This is a genomic window from Streptomyces sp. LN549 (assembly GCF_043203805.1).
Classification (GTDB): Bacteria; Actinomycetota; Actinomycetes; order Streptomycetales; family Streptomycetaceae; genus Streptomyces.
Map to the genome: position 1 here is coordinate 4,689,440 of NZ_JAZHRI010000002.1, position 14,278 is coordinate 4,703,717.

The following is a 14,278-nucleotide window of genomic DNA, read 5'->3' on the forward strand; positions in this document are numbered from 1 at the left end:
GAGACGCAACCTCTGCCGGTGGGCACGACGGACGGATGGTGAGGGGTGGGCGGGACTGCCCCTGGGCGGCCGACGGTCGGCTAGACGGCCATCCCGTAGACGATGGTGAACACGGTTCCCAGCGATCCGATGATGAACACACCGGTCAGGCCCGCGACGATCAGCCCCTTGCCCTGTTCCGCGCTGAACGTGTCACGCAGGGCCGTGGCGCCGATGCGCTGTTTTGCCGCACCCCAGACCGCGATGCCGAGGCAGAGCAGGATGGCGATCGCCATCACGACCTCGATCATTACGCGGGCCTCGTTGCCCAAGGTCCCGAACGGCCCCCAGTTCGGGGCGATTCCGCCGATGATGGTGGTGATGTCGCCCTTCTCAGCTGCCAGGATCATGTAAGTCACCGCCCCTGTTGGGTAGTTCGGTGCCCGTACCGCATGGCACGGGTCACCCTCTATCTTCGCTGATGAAACTGCTCTCGTACGACGACTTGGCGGCTCTCTTTACCCGGATCTCGTACATATGACCGGTCTGACCGCCCTGACCTGCGGATCGAATCGGTGTGTGAGGGATTTGCGTCTGGTTACTCTGTGTATCACGGAGGGTGACGCCGGGCAATGATCGCCATCGCGCCACCCTGGCCGAGACCTGCGAGGAAGGCCGAACCGCACCCATCGGGGGTGGTCCGGGGAGGTCGGGGTGGCCGCGGGTCACAGGAGCGGGTGGCGGGGGACCGGTGGACGGGGTGGGGTCCGCCAGGCCGACGGCGGCCGGAAATCGCACCAGGACCCGTCGAAGGGAAACGTTCCGGCCTCGGCGAGCCGGGCCACCCTGTCTCCTTCGGTCCTGATGGCCGCGGCCTCCTCGGCGGTCCAGTACGCGGGATGGCCGGTCTTCTCGGCGAAGGACTCCTCGTCCTTCCACTGCCAGGTCCGGTCCGGCGCCACGTTGATGTCGAGCTCGTGGTCGGCGATGTCGATGTCGTCGCCGTGGTGGACCCGGCGCTCCAGATTGACGTACCAGCCGCGGAACTTCTGTCTGCGGCCGAAGAGCCACAGGACGGAGTGCGCGGCGTCGGTCGGCTGGTAGAAGAGGGCGTTGCCCATCGGCCACCGGCCGGCGATCACGGGGTAGCCCCCGGCGGGGCGCTCGTGCGGGGCGATGTCGCGCAGGTGTGTGGCGCCGCGTGGCAGGGCCGTGTGCCACATCGGGGTGCCCGTCTCCATCCAGACGAGCTGACCCTCGGGCGTGCGTTCGACGAGACGCACGGGTACGGAGGCGCTCAGGTGGCCGCCTATGAAGAAGTTCCAGTGCAGGATCTGGCCCGGTTCGTCGCTCCCGCGGTTCCTCGTGCCGATTCTCGGATCGGCGGCTCCTGTGGCGCTGCTCGTGTGGTCCCGCTTGCCCACTTTCATGCGATTGATCATGCCCGCGGTCAGGTCTCCGGACACGTGTCCGGCCGTCCGGCCCTGACCGGGTGTCAGTGCCCGGTTCTGCGTTGGCGGCATGGCCGACTTCGGATCGCCGTCCAGTAGTCGGTGCCGTGGCCCGCCGGCTCAGTGGCCTCCCCGGTTCTCCACGCACGGCCCAGTTCCCGGCTGGGGTTCGGCGTAGGCGCCGTGCACCTTGATGGTCAGCTCCTTCTCCGTCACGTGCCCGGACACGCACACGTCCCCCGTGTGAACGCTGTAGAAGTCCTTCCAGATGTAGACGCCGTGCTCTTGCCCGCAGCCGAGGTGCTCCAGCGCCGTCGTGATCCGCTTCTTACTGACGTCGCCCTCCGTCCGGGCTTTCTCCAGCTCGTACTGGATGAGCGCTGCCGATGCCTCGCCCTTGGCGCGCTTGGCCGGGCTGAGCTCGGCCGACATGCGGTAGGCGTGGTTGTCGGCGTAGTTGGGCGGCCGGTCCTCGTTGTTTCCCTGTTGCGGAGTTCCGGTCGTGCTCGCGGTGGGCGATGAGGAAGCCTGGTTCGGGGGAGCCTCGGCGGGCTGGGCGCACTTCGGCCGGGGGGTGAACGACGGCCGCGGGAAAGGCGACTGAGCCTGCTGCTGCCCGGGGTGTTCGGTTCCGCACGCGGTCACGGTGAGTGCGAGGAGGGCGGCGGCTGCGGCGGATTGTCTGAGGCGCGTGGTGAGGGACATGACATAAGTCTCCCGGACCGTCCCACCGTGCAGGGGCGCGTGGCCGGTTGTGCCCTACGCGCTCAGTCCCACGACTCCCCGGCCGCGCCGATCAGTACGCTGATGTCGAGGCCCATGTCCGTCAACGTACCGATCGCCCGGACGGCAGCCCGAGAGTCCGGAGCCGCTTGCCGAGCTGCCCACGGACCGCCGCCCGCACCGTCAGTCGACGGCGATGCCCCGGGCCGCCAGTACCTCGGGATCGAAGGCCGCGCCCATTCCGCAGTTGTCGACACCCGTGATCAGCCGCAGGTTCGGCAGCAGGCCGAGGTCGTCGAGGGAACCCACGTCGTAGAGCTCGTCCTCGCCGTCCCAGACCGGGGAGCACTCCTGGTACACCTCAAGTCCGCCGTCGAGGTCGAGCGTCTCGACCGTCGCGAGCAGTTCCGTGCTGATCTCCAGTGCCTGGAAGTGGGCGCGGGCCTCGTCGAGCACGGTGTGCGCGAGATCGTTCTCGTACGCGTAGTCCTGCGGGTCGTCGATCCCCTTCGCTTTCAGGCAGTCCGCGATGCGGAACTCCGGGGTGAGGGTCTTGTCCTCGTACATGAGCTTCTCGATGACGAGCAGCTTGAAATTGAAGTCGCGGAAGGCAGGCATGCGGGGAGGGTAGCGGCGGCCCGCCGGGCCCGCGCCTGCCGGGTGGGGGGCCGGGGATCGCGCCTTACGCGCCCGTGCCGCGGCGGCCCGTCGCGGAGCCGAATCCCAGCCACGTGTGGCGGTTTCCTGCCCAGCACCAGCCGGCCTTCGGGGCGTTGCGCCGCTCGCGGCCGTCCCGCCCGGTGCCGTTGCTGATCCAGAGCGCCGGTGTACGGGCGTCCAGGGTGCCGTTGGGCTTGCGCAGCCGGGAGCCGATGGTCATGAAGCAGTGGTTGCGCTCCAGGGCGGCGGGCTGTTGCAGCACCCAGTGGATGCCCTCGGTGAGCAGCAACGGGGTGCGGCCCTGCGCGGTGAGGGCGGGCAGTGCCTCGTCCGGGCTCCAGTTGGCCATGTGGTCGCCGCGATCGACGCCGCTGAGGACGTAGAGCGGCGCGTCGGGGACCACGACGGTGTCGAGCGGGGTGAAGACATCGACATCGGGCATGTCGACGACGACGAAGCCCGGTTTGTCCTCGCGGCGGAGCAGCGGGGCGAGGGCGGAAGCGGGGGCCCGGTCCGGGTGGACGGCGAGCAGGCCGTCGTCGCCGTCGGCCTCGGTGGATTCGGCCGCTTTGGCGAAGTCGCGGATCTCGGCAGCCGACAGGCCGGCGATCTCGTGCACCCCGAGCCCGATCAGTGTCTCGGCCTGCGCACTCAGGGGCGGAAGCGCGGGGAGGGCGGCGGCGGTGACGGGAGTGGGTTCGGGCACGGTGCTCCTCGGGACGGCTGCTGGTGACGTGTACGGCCGCAGGCGTAACGAGAAGGTCCTACCGGAACGTTCCCTGCCGTGCGGGAGCATCGACCACCCTGCCACCGGCATCCACAGCGACTGTTCGGACTGCCCCGCCCACCCGGTCCTCGCGTCGCTCTCCGAGCCGGTTCCCGTACCTCCCCCCGAGGGATGGCGGCCGGGGACTCCGTCTCACAGGGGAGGGGATTTTTGTCGGTGACGGCCTCAACTCCCTTAAGGGCAGGCCGACATGGCGATACGGTTGGTGGATGTCAAACACGGATACCAGTGCGTCCGACGGCCAGCCGGGCCCGGATTCGGTGTTTGCCGCTCCCCTCGACAGGTGGCAGCGAACCGCCGCCGCGACCATCGGCCTCCTGCTGACCGTGGGCGGTGCCGTCTCGGTCTTTCGCGGGAAGAGTCAGGCGGGGAGCGTGGCGCTCCTGCTGGGAGGACTTGCGTTCCTGCTCATCGCGGTCATCGGGCAGTCCGTGCACCGCGTGAGGTTCAAGGAAATGGAGCTGTTCTTCGGCATACGCCAGCGCGAGCAGGTGAGCGACCTGGCCAATCGTCTGCCCCACAGTGAGGCGGTACGCCTCATGCAACTCCTCCAGGAGACCACCAGAGGTACGTCCTACGTCGAGCACCTGCTGACACTGATCGATTCGCTGCTCTTCGAGGCCCGGGTCCGGGACGCGGTCACCGAGTCCCTCGGCGATTCGGAGCGCGCCGAGGTGCACCCCGAGGCGGACGTAGGGGAACCGCTGCTCCATGTCGTGCGACCGGACGGCGCGAGGCTGGGCGTCTTCGCGATGTTCGCCCCGAGCGAGAGCGGGACTCTGCCGACTGAGTTCGACGACGATTTCATGGAGGTACTTCCGACGACCGGCTGCGACGCCGTCATCCTGATCACCTGCGTGCGGGACGGCGGCTACCTCGCGGCACTCGCGGAGAGGATCCGGCAGGAAACGGGGCTGCCCGTGGCGATCGAGAGCTGGAGGCCGAAGGGCGAAGCCCGCTCGCTGAGACCGTCCATCGACCGGCTCGGCGGCGAGATTCGTGCCACGGGCGCTGTGCCCCCGCCACAGTCCCGGACGGCGCCGGGACCGGGCGCCCGGTCCTGAGTGGACCGGCGGGGGCTCCTGAACGGCCGAGGCGCAGGGGGCCGTGGCGCTTCCGGCACGCCACTCCAGTACGTCGTTCTTGAGCGTGGGCGTCCGGTGGTCCGGTGAGCAGGTCGGACCCTGTTCGGGACAGCCGGTGGTCAGAGGCCGGCGAAGTGGTCGAACTCGCCTGCCCGGACACCCTTCGCGAAGGCCTCCCACTTGGTGCGGGTGGTCGTGACGACGTTCCCGGGGGCGCTCGTCTCGCGCAGGTACACGAGGTCGTCGCCCTCGCCGAAGGCGACCTCGATCCAGGGCCCGGGCTCGTCCTCGGGGGCGGCGCGGATCCAGGTGAGGGGTGCGGGGCCGTCAGCCATCGAGGTGCTCCTCCTTGAGCGTGCGGAGGAGGGCGCGGAGGGCGGTGGGGGTGGTGCGGAGTATCGCGCCGGTGGGGTCGCCCGATTCGGTCAGTCTCACGGTGCCGTTGTGCGAGGCCACATGGACACAGGAGTTGCCCTGCGCGCAGTAGGACGACTTCTGCCATATCTGATCGGTCATCTCGGGTCCCTTCACAGGCTGAGCGCGATGGTGTGGATGAAGTTCCTGGAGTGTTCCCCGCCGAGCGCAATGGTCTCCATTCGGCTCAGGAGGACCTGGTACTTCTCCAGTTGGGCGTCGGCGTCGAGGAACACGGGCCCGTGCGACTGATCCAGGTTGACGGCATGTCCGAACTCACCGAAACCGCCGAACTATTGGCGAGCGAACTCGTCACCAACGCCTACCAGCACTCCTCGGGCCCGTACTCGCTCCTTATGCGCGACGCCGGCCGAAATCGGATCCGGCTCGGCGTCTGGGAAACCGAACCGCACATCCCCGCACCCTTCCGCTGGAGCGCCCAGGCGCCGCAGGAACTCACCGAGCGCGGGCGGGGGTTGTATCTCGTCACGCTCTACGCGGAGAGCTGGGGCGCCTACCCGATGCGCGGCGGACTCCCCGGGCAGGGCGGCGGCAAGCTGCTCTGGGTGGAATGCGTCGCCAAGCCGGACGGCCAGTGGGCCGACCTCCCGTAACGGGGCCTGCTGAGCTTTGGCCCCGCCCCGGCGTCGACGAATCGGCGGTTGGCTTTGTCCACGAGATTGGCTTCTGGCTCAGGTTCTGTGGTCCGTGACTGTGGGTCACCGATTAAATCTCAGACAGGGCTTCCTCTTGTGGCGGGATCGGAGGGTCAAGGACGTCGCGGAGGCGGGTGATGTCCTGGCGCCACTTCGACCAGTTCGCGGCTTCGGCCCACAGCTCGGCGAGTTCAGACTGGTTGGAGACCACTTGATCCAGGGCGTCGACGGCGAGCATTCGAAGGTCTGCGGGCAACTCCGGTAGCGGCTCTGAAGGGCCATAGTTCGAGCACGGCCGATCGCAGTCAGAATGCTGGGCAACGACCAGAGCCGCCGCGCCCACGGCTCGCTCGCCGTCGTAGATACCCAGGAAGTCCGCGGGCCCGGCGGCACGCTTGAGCACGCCCCGGATCATGGCTTCGCGCTCTTCCAGTGCTGCCTCGTCCAGGTCACCGGCGAAGTCGGCGGCGGTGTCGTTGTCGAAGGGGCCGATGTCCCAGGTGCCCATGTCTCTCCTCGCGCGGTCGTCTGGGGATCGTCGCACTGGCCGCTGACAGTGCGCTCAGGAGGCAAGCAGCACCCGCTTGCGCAGGAGGTTGAAGCCAGCGCGTCCATACATCTGCCGCTTGATCATTTTGATGCGGTTGACATGGCCTTCGACTGCGCCCGAGCTCCAGGGCAGGGTGAGACCGGCGATGACGGCATCGCGGTCGCGGTCGATGCCGGCGGCAAGGGTATGGAGACTGGGCAGATCGTCCTGCCGGACGGCGAGGAGCCAGTCCGGAAGACGCTCGCCCTGGCGCTCGGTCAGCATGACGGCGAAGGCGCGGACGTGTCGGGTGAGCGCGTCGATCTCGGGGCAGTGGGTGCGCACGGTTTTGAGCAGCAGTTGTTCGGGCTCGGGAAGGGTTTCCGGTCGCCGGAGAATCCATCCGGCGACCGTTCGGGGTGAGGGCGGCCGGGCGACTACCGGTCGTGGGGAAGTGCGCTTCTTGTGCAGGTAGGCGCGGACGCGCTGGTAGCTGCCCTTGTAGCCGAGCGGCACGATCTCTTCCCACAGCTTCCAGGCGTTGGTGCAGCCCTCGTTCCACCGGTCGTCCAGGTAGGGCTTGTAGTCATCGAGGACCGAGGGCCGGTTCTGCCACTGGCCGGTGAACAGCTCCTCCGGAGCCTTGGCCTCGGCGAGCTGCTTGACGGTCCGCCAGGTCATGCCGAGCTGCCGCTGGACCGAGCGACGACTGTGCCCGGCTTCCAGCAGTGCGTGTACGTCGGCGTGCCGAGCCCTGGTGCGGTCGGCGAAACGATGACCGGTCGGCCATGGCGAGCCAGAGGAATCCTTCTCCGGCGCAGGCTCCGGATCGGGATCCGGATCGGGGGCGGCCGTAACAAGGGCGCGGAGGCAGCGGCGGTGCTGAGCGACAGCCCGTTCGGTAGCCTCGCTCACGTTGTGCCAGAGGTGCCAGCGGTCCGCGACCTGGACCGCCTGTGGAGCGCCGACGGTGGCACCGTCGGCGAAGAACGGCGCCCGGTCACGGCAGATCACCTCAACGCCCGGCCGCGCGGCGAGCCAGGCGGCCAGGCGGACGCCTCCCGGTCGGGCAGCAGGTCGATGGGGCGGCGGGTCTCGATGTCGATGAGGACGGTGCCGTAGTGGCGGCTCTTCCGGGTCGCGTACTCGTCAACGCCGACAACCCGTGGTGCGGCCACCTCGGGCTCGGGAAGCGCGTCCACCAGACGAAGCACCGTGCTGCGGCTGACGGAAACGCCGAGAACGCCGGCGATGCGGGCCCCGGCCCGGCCCGCGAGCGCCAAGCCGACCGACGCCAGGGTCGAGCGCAACCGTTCGGTCCGCTGACTGTGCCGGCGCGTCAGGCCCGGTATCTGCTCGACGAAGGTACGGCGTGCGCAGTCCGAGTTTCCACAGGTGAACCGTCGGACCTTCAATTGAAGGACAACCCGTCGGCCTCCGCTGGGAACATCAGCAGGAAACCGCAGGTAGGAACCGTGAACCCGGTTCGACTAGGTGCCACAGACCGGGCACGCGGCGCCGTCGGCGGTGCATTGTGCGTCAACGCGCACTATCGCGATGTTCACGTCTACCGACAGCACCGCGACGGCTGCGATCGACGGGAACAGCAACTCCTTGAGCCGGAGCAGGACCTCTTCCACGGCCCTGAACATTCAGCCCAACTGCGTTGCCCAGGGATCATTTTCAGGCGACTTCACCCACAGCTCGAAGAGGCCCAGCAGTCACGGAGAGTGGCCGTGTCACAGAAGTTGAGCCAGAGCCCGAGATTGGGCTGCAGTTGTTCAGCACTTCGGACAGCACCCAGACGGGCTCCCGATTCGAACAGCAAGCAGCCGTAACGAGGGGCAAGTGGGGGCGGTCAAGTGTGTCCCAGACTCAGGTCGGGCTCGCTGCGGAGGGTCCGAGCCTTCCGATGACCTCGCGCATCTCCTCTTCGTCGGCCTCGTAGACCGTCTCCCCCATTCGTGGATCCCGGGCGTGGAGCGTGTGGATGAGTGGCCCGTGGGGCGCTCCGAGGTGGACGAGGGAGGCCGACGGGCCGTGGACGGCGCGCTCGGTGCCGGGGCGGGCGGTCAAGTCGATGCGGCTCACGACGCCAGGCGTGACCGAGACGGTGGCCTGCTCCAGGCGCCCCAGGATCTGCAGGTGGAAGTGCCCGCAGAGGATGAGTTGGACGTCGGTCCCGCGGATCGTCTCGGCCAGTTCGGCGCTGTTCTGCAGGCCCAGCGCTCGCTGAACGTCGACGTCCAGTGCGACCGGCGGGTGGTGGAAGGCCAGGACGGTGCCCACCGGTGCCGCCGTGGCCAGCAGTTCGCGGAGCCAGTCGAGTTGGCCGCCGTCCAGCCGGCCGTAGCCCTTGCCCGGCACGAGCGTGTCCAGTGTGATCAGCCGCCATCCGTCCACTGTGCTCGCCCCCGCCCGCTCACCGGCCGCTCCCTCATATGCCGTCTCGGGCTGGAAGTGGCCGATGCCGAGCACGTCGGCGAATGCGGTGCGGTCGTCGTGGTTACCGGTCGTGTAGAAGACGTTAGCCCCTCGTCGGCCGGCGTAGTCGGCCAGGAGTTCACGCGCCCGTGCGTATGCCTCGCGCGAACCGTCGTCCGCGACATCGCCGGTGACCACCACCGCGCCGAGGTCGCGCAGATGGCCCAGTTCGGCCAGCAGCCCGCGCAGTGCCGCAGTGCCATCCGCGCCATCGGCGTCAGGGCCGCCGGACCGATCGAGATGGGTGTCGGAGAGATGCAAGATCCGCATGAGCTGACGCTAGCCTCCAGCACCCACGCCGAGCCAGGGCCTTTCTCACTACGCGCTCCCTCCCATCTGCCGACCCCGGCTACCCTGCCCCTGAAATCGAACGGCGACAGAGCTGGGTGCTGTCCGAAGTGCTGAACACCTGCTGCCCAATCTCGGTGGACAAAGCCAGGCGGTCGTCGATGTGTGCGCCGACGCCCACATCTCTTCCAACTCCGGAGCGGCGGTCACGGAGGGCGGAGCCATCGGGGTTGAGAGTGATGTGGGTGCCTCCCTTCCCGGTATCTCTCGCAGTACGGTGAGACTGCCGCCGAGCGCGGTACGCGACCGCTGCGCCCACGTCCAGGGGGCCTCGGCGGGTGCGGGTTCTCGGAGGGAGTCTCGGGTTGCGCGTGTTCCGCCGGTACAGGACCGGGGCGGCGGGGTGAGCCGCGCCTCGGAGGAGTCGAACCGCCGGATGCTGCGGGCAAAGGACGCGATGGACCGTGCGTACGCCCAGCCCCTCGACGTACCGGCCCTGGCCCGTCTCGCCTACGTCACCGAGGCGCACTTCTCGCGCACCTTCCGGGCCACGTTCGGCGAGACGCCGCACCGCTACCTTCAGCGGCGCCGGGTCGAGCGGGCGATGTTCCTGCTGCGGGAGACGGACCGCAGCGTGACGGACATCTGCTTCGAGGTCGGCTTCGGCAGCACGGGGACGTTCAGCCGGACGTTCCGCGACATCGTCGGCCGGTCGCCGAGGACGTACCGCAGGGAAGCGGTGTCCACGGGCGTCCCGACGTGCTTCACGATGGCGTGGACCCGGCCGAGCGCCTGAGCGTTCGCCCCGCTCGCCGCTCGCCGCTCGCCGCTCGCCGCTCGCCGGCTGCCGTTCTCCGGGGCGACTGAGCAGTTCTGGATAAGTTTTCGCGGGGCGGTCCCCGTAGCGTGAACCTCATGTTCAACGCAATCACGCACTCGCAGATGTACGTCCTCGACCAGGACGAGGCCCTCGACTTCTACGTCGGCAAGCTCGGGCTGGAGGTGGCCGCCGACGTCGACATGGGGTTCATGCGCTGGCTGGCCGTCAGCGTCCCCGGCCACCCGGAACGCCAGGTCCTCCTGGAGAAGCCGGCCGCTCCGGCGATGTCCGAGGAGACCGCGGCGCAGGTCCGCGACCTGGTGACCAAGGGGGCGACGGGCGGCTGGCTCATCCTCACGACTGACGACTGCCGGAAGACGTACGAGACGCTGCTCGCCCAGGGCGTCGAGTTCACCGAGGAGCCCACCGAGCGTCCTTACGGTACGGACTGCGGCCTCCGCGACCCGTTCGGCAACCGCATCCGCTTCACGCAGCTGAAGCAGGCCGGCTGAGCCGGCCGAACGGCAAAGCCTCCTGACGAGGCCGTCGCGGTCCGTCAGGAGGCTTTGCCGTTCCGGCCGGGCAGGAATCAGGACTTCGAGTCCGCCTGCTTCATGGAGCTCACCGCGTCGGCGATCGTGCTGCGGTACAGGCCCAGCTTCGGGTCGAGGACCTTCACGTCGGGGCCGAGCGGGAAGTTGAGCTGCTCCGCGTTGGGCATGTGGTCGCCGTCGGCCAGTACGTTCAGCTCGTTGATCCAGGTCAGGGCGCCGTCCGCACCGCTCGGGTTGAGGTCGATCACCGCGATGGCGGCGGTCTTCGGCTTGACCGGGTAGGCGGGGGCGCCGCCCAGGCCGCTCGGGACCAGCGGGGTGACGTCACCGCTGTGGTCCTGGGCGCTCGCGCTGCCCAGGCTGACCCGCGGGAAGTAGCTCAGACCGCAGGCGTTCGCACCGGTGTTGTTGACCTCGATCACCTGCTGGGTGGCCGAGCCCTCACGGGCGTACACGCGCACCGACAGGTCCTCGCTCTTGCACGGGTGCTTGTAGGCGTAGCTGTCGCTGGTGTTGCCGCCGGTGGTCGTGCCGGTCTTGGCGGTGCCGCTCTTGGACGTGCCCGTGTTGGAGGTGACCGTCTTCGCGGAGCCGCCGGTCGTTGCGGTGTCCGTGGTCGTGTCGGAGCCGGTGGGCTGCGAGGCGTCCGCCGAGGCGTTGGTCTTCGCGGCGTTGTCCGCCGGGCCGGCCGACTTCGTGCCGCCGCCGTCCCCACCGCAGGCGGTGAGGGCCAGGGCGAGCACGGCGGTGACGGCTGCGCCGAGGGTGGCGGTGCGCTTGCGGGAGTGGATCGTACGCATGTGAATTCCCCGAGTGTGTGGCGGTCGAGTGTGGAGGTGCTGCCGAGGCCCGGAACTTGCGGCGAACCGCTCCCCCTCCTGACCTGCTGACATGTGAAGCTTCCCGCCCGCCGCTCATGTTCTGCTAACGCCTCCCTGCCGTCCCGCTGACGTTCCCCGGAATGGCGGTCCCACCGGCCGTCACCGAACCGGAGCGCCGGGCAGGGGCCCAGGTCAGGGGCCGTCCGGCTCTGAGGGAGGGGGAGTGTCGTGAGCGACTACGTGCCGGCCCTCGTGCTGGATCTCCGGCATCTGCTGCACGCGTCGTCGCCTTGGGGACGGGGGCCGGGGCGCGATTGTGCCCCACGTCACGCGTGACTTCCGCGGTCTGATCACCGTTAGATGTGATGTGCCCAAGCCTGCCATCTCGGCCGAGACTGCTGCCGCGTCGCCTCCGCCCCCCGCGCCCCTGCCCTTTCTGCTGACGCCACGACAGGGGGAGGCTGCGCGTGAGCTCCTCTCGTACGTGGTCGGCCTGCCGCTGACTTCCGTGGACGCGCAACTCCTCGCCGTCGTCGTGGCGATCCGGGCCGCGCGGACCGGGGTCGGGAACCTCACCGGCACGGACCTGCGGTCGTTGCGGCTGGACGATCCGGAGCAGGCCGTCTCCGAACTGGTCGCCGCGGGATGGCAGGTGCCCGGCTCGCTGCTCGACGGGGATCCGGACAAGCCGTCCGGCATCGTCGTGCCGGAGATGACGCCGGGGCCCGACCACGTGCTGCCCCTGGGCAAGGGCACGCGGTCGAAGGTCTCGGGATGGGCCATGCGTACGCGGATGGCCAAGCCCGTGAAGAAGGCCGCGCCGGCCGCGCGGCTCGCCGCGCTGTTCCTGGCGGCCCACTGCACCGACGAACTCGTCGGAGAGGCCCCCGCCGACCTGCCCGTCGCCTGTTACGGGGCCGTGCCCGTCCTCCTCGACAAGGGGTTCCTGGCCGAGGTGTCCGGCCGGACGTACCGGCTCGGCCCTGCGGTGCGGCACCTCGCCGGCATGTTCCGTACCCCTGAGGAGGTCGCGGAACTCGCGGCGGAGGAGGCGGAGCGCAGGGCGGCGCGCGAGGCGGCGGCCGCGGCCGAACTCGTGGAGATCACCCCGGCCCAGTGGGCGGAGTGGAAGTCCGGCGTCAGCCCGGCCCTGCTGCGGCACGTGGAGGCCGTGGAGCAGTGCACGTTGTGCCGGTGCCCCTTCGGGCGGGTCGCGAAGGCGTTCATGTCCGCGCCGTCGCCCGTACCCGCGCCCCGGCCGGCGGCCGGCGACCACGACACGTGGAAGGAAGCGCACCCGGAGTGCGGCCGGGAGGCTGCCGCTTTCACCGTGGCCTTCCGCGCGGAGCACGGCCACGGGCCGTCGTACGGACAGCTGTGCAAGGGGCTGGGCTGGAAGAAGCTCTCGCGCTCGCTGCGCGGCCTCGTCGTGAGCGGGATCCTCGCCGACGGATGGCTGGCAGAGACCTCCCCCGTGCCGTGGACCCTGCGCCCGGGGAAGGCCGCCCAGGCGCAGGGGATCGTGCTGCCGGGTCAGGCGGCTGCCCGCAGTACGCGCTGAGTCGTGCAGGGCGGGCCGGTGTGCGGCCTGCGTGGGCGGATTCAGGAGCTCGGCGGCTGCGGGGTTCCGGGGGCGCCCTTGTCCGTGTCTTCGTGGGCGTCCGTCTTCGCGTTCCCGTGCGCCGTGGTTCGCGCGGAGAGGATCAGTGTCGCGGCGATGAGGAGTGCGGTGATGATGCCCGTGACGAGGACCGGGGACGGTCCGAACGTCGCGGCCAGGACGGCGACGACCGCGACGGGGCGGAGCGCGTCGACTGGACGGGACAGCCCGCCGGCGCGGTGGTGCAGCAGCCATACGAGGGTGACGAAGACGGCCACCGGGATGGTGTAGGCCGCCGCTGCGGCACGGTCGGAGAGGTGGCCGTGGCCGGTGGCGTGGGCCACGTTGACGGCGAGACCGGCGCCGACGGCCGCCGCGGAGGCGAAGACCGGATAGTGGCCGTACCCCCACAGCAGTGCCCTGCGCAGGGTGGTGAGCCGGTGGTGCGCGCTCTGCGCGAAGTAGAGCCACCACAGGGCGAAGACGGTCAGGATGCCCCCGACGACGAGCGCGGCGAGGTCGCCGAGCGCCGCGTCGGAGTCGAGCGCGGCGTGTACGGCTCCGGTGGCGGCGGTGATGGACTCGCCCAGCACGATCAGGGTGAACAGGCCGTACCGCTCGGCGATGTGGTGCGGATGCCAGGTGGTGGTGGCCGCGCGTTCCGCCCAGGCGGGGATGGCGATCTCGGCCACGACGAGGACGGCGAAGGTGGCGAGCCCGGTGTCCTCGGGGAGCGTCAGGCGTACCACCCAGCCGATCTGTACGAAGAGGATCCCCACGGCGTAGCGCAGGCAGGTGGCGCGCCGCTCGGGGTCGGACCGGGCGGCGCGCAGCCACTGCGTGACCATGGCGAGCCGCATGATCACGTAGCCCCAGGTGATGACCGTGAAGTCCTCTTGCTGCAGGGCCTCCGACGCCCCGGCGGCGAGCACGAGGGCGCCGGTGATCTGGACGAGGGTGAGCAGCCGGTAGGGCACGTCGTCGGTGTCGTAGGCGGAGGCGAACCAGGTGAAGTTCATCCAGGCCCACCAGATCGCGAAGAACACCATGGCGTAGCCGAGGACACCGTGGGCGATGCGCCCCTCCGCGAGCTCGTGTTCGAACGCCGTCGCCGCCTGGGCCACGGCCGTGACGAAGCAGAGGTCGAAGAACAGCTCCAGCATGGTCGCGGTGCGGTGCTGCTCGTCGGCGAGGCGGGCGACCATGGGCCGGCGCCAGGATGCGGGGGAGGGCGGGGAGGACGGGGAGGGTGGTGAATGGCTCATGGGGGCGCATTCTTCCCGCTGTTCCGGTCGGGAGAGTCCACCCCTCCCTTGCACCCGTCCTGCGCGCGGGCGCCGTCGGCGGTTGCCGGTCCTGCGCGCGGGCGCCCGCCGGCGGCGACGGCGAAATCCGCTGGTGCCGTGGCCGGGCTCCTGCCAGACTCC

The 14,278-nt window shown here is 69.7% G+C and carries 20 protein-coding genes; 5 read left to right on the forward strand and 15 right to left on the reverse strand.

The genetic code is table 11. The features are described from left to right. Positions 1-80 precede the first annotated feature (80 nt). The 5 genes from SH922_RS21100 to SH922_RS21120 form a co-directional block, all read right to left on the reverse strand. Positions 81-389: a hypothetical protein gene (locus SH922_RS21100; protein WP_072489575.1), complete on the reverse strand. Its 309-nt coding sequence runs from the start codon at positions 387-389 to the stop codon at positions 81-83. A 315-nt stretch (positions 390-704) separates the two neighbouring features. Then, positions 705-1,409 (reverse strand): DUF402 domain-containing protein, encoded by a 705-nt coding sequence (locus SH922_RS21105; protein ID WP_393059445.1) that lies wholly within the window; start codon positions 1,407-1,409, stop codon positions 705-707. A gap of 141 nt (positions 1,410-1,550) precedes the next feature. Continuing rightward, entirely contained in the window at positions 1,551-2,135 is a 585-nt protein-coding gene (locus SH922_RS21110; protein ID WP_393059446.1) for a hypothetical protein, read from the reverse strand. A gap of 201 nt (positions 2,136-2,336) precedes the next feature. Further along, on the reverse strand, positions 2,337-2,771 hold the full coding sequence (locus tag SH922_RS21115) for a DUF6892 domain-containing protein (protein ID WP_393059447.1): 435 nt from the start codon (positions 2,769-2,771) through the stop codon (positions 2,337-2,339). 64 nt (positions 2,772-2,835) lie between these two features. Beyond that, positions 2,836-3,519 (reverse strand): DUF5701 family protein, encoded by a 684-nt coding sequence (locus SH922_RS21120; RefSeq protein ID WP_393059448.1) that lies wholly within the window; start codon positions 3,517-3,519, stop codon positions 2,836-2,838. 290 nt (positions 3,520-3,809) lie between these two features. Between SH922_RS21120 and SH922_RS21125 the strand changes: the two genes are divergently transcribed. Further along, positions 3,810-4,664, forward strand: coding sequence for a hypothetical protein (locus SH922_RS21125; RefSeq protein ID WP_393059449.1), 855 nt, complete (start codon positions 3,810-3,812; stop codon positions 4,662-4,664). A 140-nt stretch (positions 4,665-4,804) separates the two neighbouring features. On the opposite strand, the gene SH922_RS21130 is transcribed toward SH922_RS21125, so the two are convergent. From SH922_RS21130 to SH922_RS21140, 3 genes are read right to left on the reverse strand one after another with little or no spacing between them, the layout of a single operon-like run. After that, the gene (locus SH922_RS21130; RefSeq protein ID WP_393059450.1) at positions 4,805-5,020 is read right to left on the reverse strand and encodes a DUF397 domain-containing protein; all 216 of its coding nucleotides are present in this window, start codon (positions 5,018-5,020) and stop codon (positions 4,805-4,807) included. Further along, on the reverse strand, positions 5,013-5,201 hold the full coding sequence (locus tag SH922_RS21135) for a DUF397 domain-containing protein (RefSeq protein ID WP_393059451.1): 189 nt from the start codon (positions 5,199-5,201) through the stop codon (positions 5,013-5,015). Before SH922_RS21135 ends, SH922_RS21130 begins: the two co-directional genes overlap by 8 nt. Positions 5,202-5,212: 11 nt before the next feature. Next, complete coding sequence (locus tag SH922_RS21140) at positions 5,213-5,335, reverse strand: hypothetical protein (RefSeq protein WP_393059452.1); 123 nt, start codon at positions 5,333-5,335, stop codon at positions 5,213-5,215. Between the two features lie 6 nt (positions 5,336-5,341). On the opposite strand from SH922_RS21140, the gene SH922_RS21145 reads away from it, so the two are divergent. Then, on the forward strand, positions 5,342-5,713 hold the full coding sequence (locus SH922_RS21145; protein WP_393059453.1) for an ATP-binding protein: 372 nt from the start codon (positions 5,342-5,344) through the stop codon (positions 5,711-5,713). A gap of 112 nt (positions 5,714-5,825) precedes the next feature. On the opposite strand, the gene SH922_RS21150 is transcribed toward SH922_RS21145, so the two are convergent. The 5 genes from SH922_RS21150 to SH922_RS21170 form a co-directional block, all read right to left on the reverse strand. Next, the gene (locus SH922_RS21150) at positions 5,826-6,263 is read right to left on the reverse strand and encodes a DUF4259 domain-containing protein (RefSeq protein WP_393059454.1); all 438 of its coding nucleotides are present in this window, start codon (positions 6,261-6,263) and stop codon (positions 5,826-5,828) included. Between the two features lie 54 nt (positions 6,264-6,317). Further along, positions 6,318-7,298, reverse strand: coding sequence for a transposase (locus SH922_RS21155; RefSeq protein WP_393059455.1), 981 nt, complete (start codon positions 7,296-7,298; stop codon positions 6,318-6,320). Next, positions 7,295-7,594 (reverse strand): hypothetical protein, encoded by a 300-nt coding sequence (locus SH922_RS21160; protein WP_393059456.1) that lies wholly within the window; start codon positions 7,592-7,594, stop codon positions 7,295-7,297. Before SH922_RS21160 ends, SH922_RS21155 begins: the two co-directional genes overlap by 4 nt. Before the next feature lie 180 nt (positions 7,595-7,774). Next, positions 7,775-7,924: a hypothetical protein gene (locus SH922_RS21165; RefSeq protein WP_393059457.1), complete on the reverse strand. Its 150-nt coding sequence runs from the start codon at positions 7,922-7,924 to the stop codon at positions 7,775-7,777. A 235-nt stretch (positions 7,925-8,159) separates the two neighbouring features. After that, entirely contained in the window at positions 8,160-9,038 is an 879-nt protein-coding gene (locus SH922_RS21170; protein WP_393059458.1) for a metallophosphoesterase, read from the reverse strand. 421 nt (positions 9,039-9,459) lie between these two features. Between SH922_RS21170 and SH922_RS21175 the strand changes: the two genes are divergently transcribed. Both SH922_RS21175 and SH922_RS21180 read left to right on the forward strand, forming a co-directional pair. Then, positions 9,460-9,852 carry a helix-turn-helix domain-containing protein gene (locus SH922_RS21175; protein ID WP_393059459.1) on the forward strand — a complete coding sequence of 131 codons (393 nt, stop codon included), beginning with the start codon at positions 9,460-9,462 and terminating at the stop codon, positions 9,850-9,852. Between the two features lie 119 nt (positions 9,853-9,971). Then, positions 9,972-10,388: a VOC family protein gene (locus SH922_RS21180; RefSeq protein ID WP_393059460.1), complete on the forward strand. Its 417-nt coding sequence runs from the start codon at positions 9,972-9,974 to the stop codon at positions 10,386-10,388. Between the two features lie 77 nt (positions 10,389-10,465). On the opposite strand, the gene SH922_RS21185 is transcribed toward SH922_RS21180, so the two are convergent. Beyond that, entirely contained in the window at positions 10,466-11,230 is a 765-nt protein-coding gene (locus SH922_RS21185; protein WP_393059461.1) for a DUF4232 domain-containing protein, read from the reverse strand. A 388-nt stretch (positions 11,231-11,618) separates the two neighbouring features. On the opposite strand from SH922_RS21185, the gene SH922_RS21190 reads away from it, so the two are divergent. After that, positions 11,619-12,812, forward strand: a complete 1,194-nt coding sequence (locus SH922_RS21190; RefSeq protein WP_393059462.1) for a hypothetical protein — start codon at positions 11,619-11,621, stop codon at positions 12,810-12,812. Between the two features lie 41 nt (positions 12,813-12,853). Here the strand turns inward: SH922_RS21190 and SH922_RS21195 are convergent, their stop codons facing one another. Next, positions 12,854-14,116, reverse strand: coding sequence for a low temperature requirement protein A (locus tag SH922_RS21195; RefSeq protein WP_393059463.1), 1,263 nt, complete (start codon positions 14,114-14,116; stop codon positions 12,854-12,856). Between the last annotated feature and the right edge of the window lie 162 nt (positions 14,117-14,278).

What these genes read in the sequence shown, in the direction of transcription:
- SH922_RS21100 (WP_072489575.1), bottom strand. Translation starts at nt 389, where the DNA reads ATGATCCTGGCAGCTGAGAAGGGCGACATCACCACCATCATCGGCGGA.
- SH922_RS21105 (WP_393059445.1), bottom strand. Translation starts at nt 1,409, where the DNA reads ATGAAAGTGGGCAAGCGGGACCACACGAGCAGCGCCACAGGAGCCGCC.
- SH922_RS21110 (WP_393059446.1), bottom strand. Translation starts at nt 2,135, where the DNA reads ATGTCCCTCACCACGCGCCTCAGACAATCCGCCGCAGCCGCCGCCCTC.
- SH922_RS21115 (WP_393059447.1), bottom strand. Translation starts at nt 2,771, where the DNA reads ATGCCTGCCTTCCGCGACTTCAATTTCAAGCTGCTCGTCATCGAGAAG.
- SH922_RS21125 (WP_393059449.1), top strand. Translation starts at nt 3,810, where the DNA reads ATGTCAAACACGGATACCAGTGCGTCCGACGGCCAGCCGGGCCCGGAT.
- SH922_RS21130 (WP_393059450.1), bottom strand. Translation starts at nt 5,020, where the DNA reads ATGGCTGACGGCCCCGCACCCCTCACCTGGATCCGCGCCGCCCCCGAG.
- SH922_RS21135 (WP_393059451.1), bottom strand. Translation starts at nt 5,201, where the DNA reads ATGACCGATCAGATATGGCAGAAGTCGTCCTACTGCGCGCAGGGCAAC.
- SH922_RS21150 (WP_393059454.1), bottom strand. Translation starts at nt 6,263, where the DNA reads ATGGGCACCTGGGACATCGGCCCCTTCGACAACGACACCGCCGCCGAC.
- SH922_RS21170 (WP_393059458.1), bottom strand. Translation starts at nt 9,038, where the DNA reads ATGCGGATCTTGCATCTCTCCGACACCCATCTCGATCGGTCCGGCGGC.
- SH922_RS21180 (WP_393059460.1), top strand. Translation starts at nt 9,972, where the DNA reads ATGTTCAACGCAATCACGCACTCGCAGATGTACGTCCTCGACCAGGAC.
- SH922_RS21185 (WP_393059461.1), bottom strand. Translation starts at nt 11,230, where the DNA reads ATGCGTACGATCCACTCCCGCAAGCGCACCGCCACCCTCGGCGCAGCC.
- SH922_RS21195 (WP_393059463.1), bottom strand. Translation starts at nt 14,116, where the DNA reads ATGAGCCATTCACCACCCTCCCCGTCCTCCCCGCCCTCCCCCGCATCC.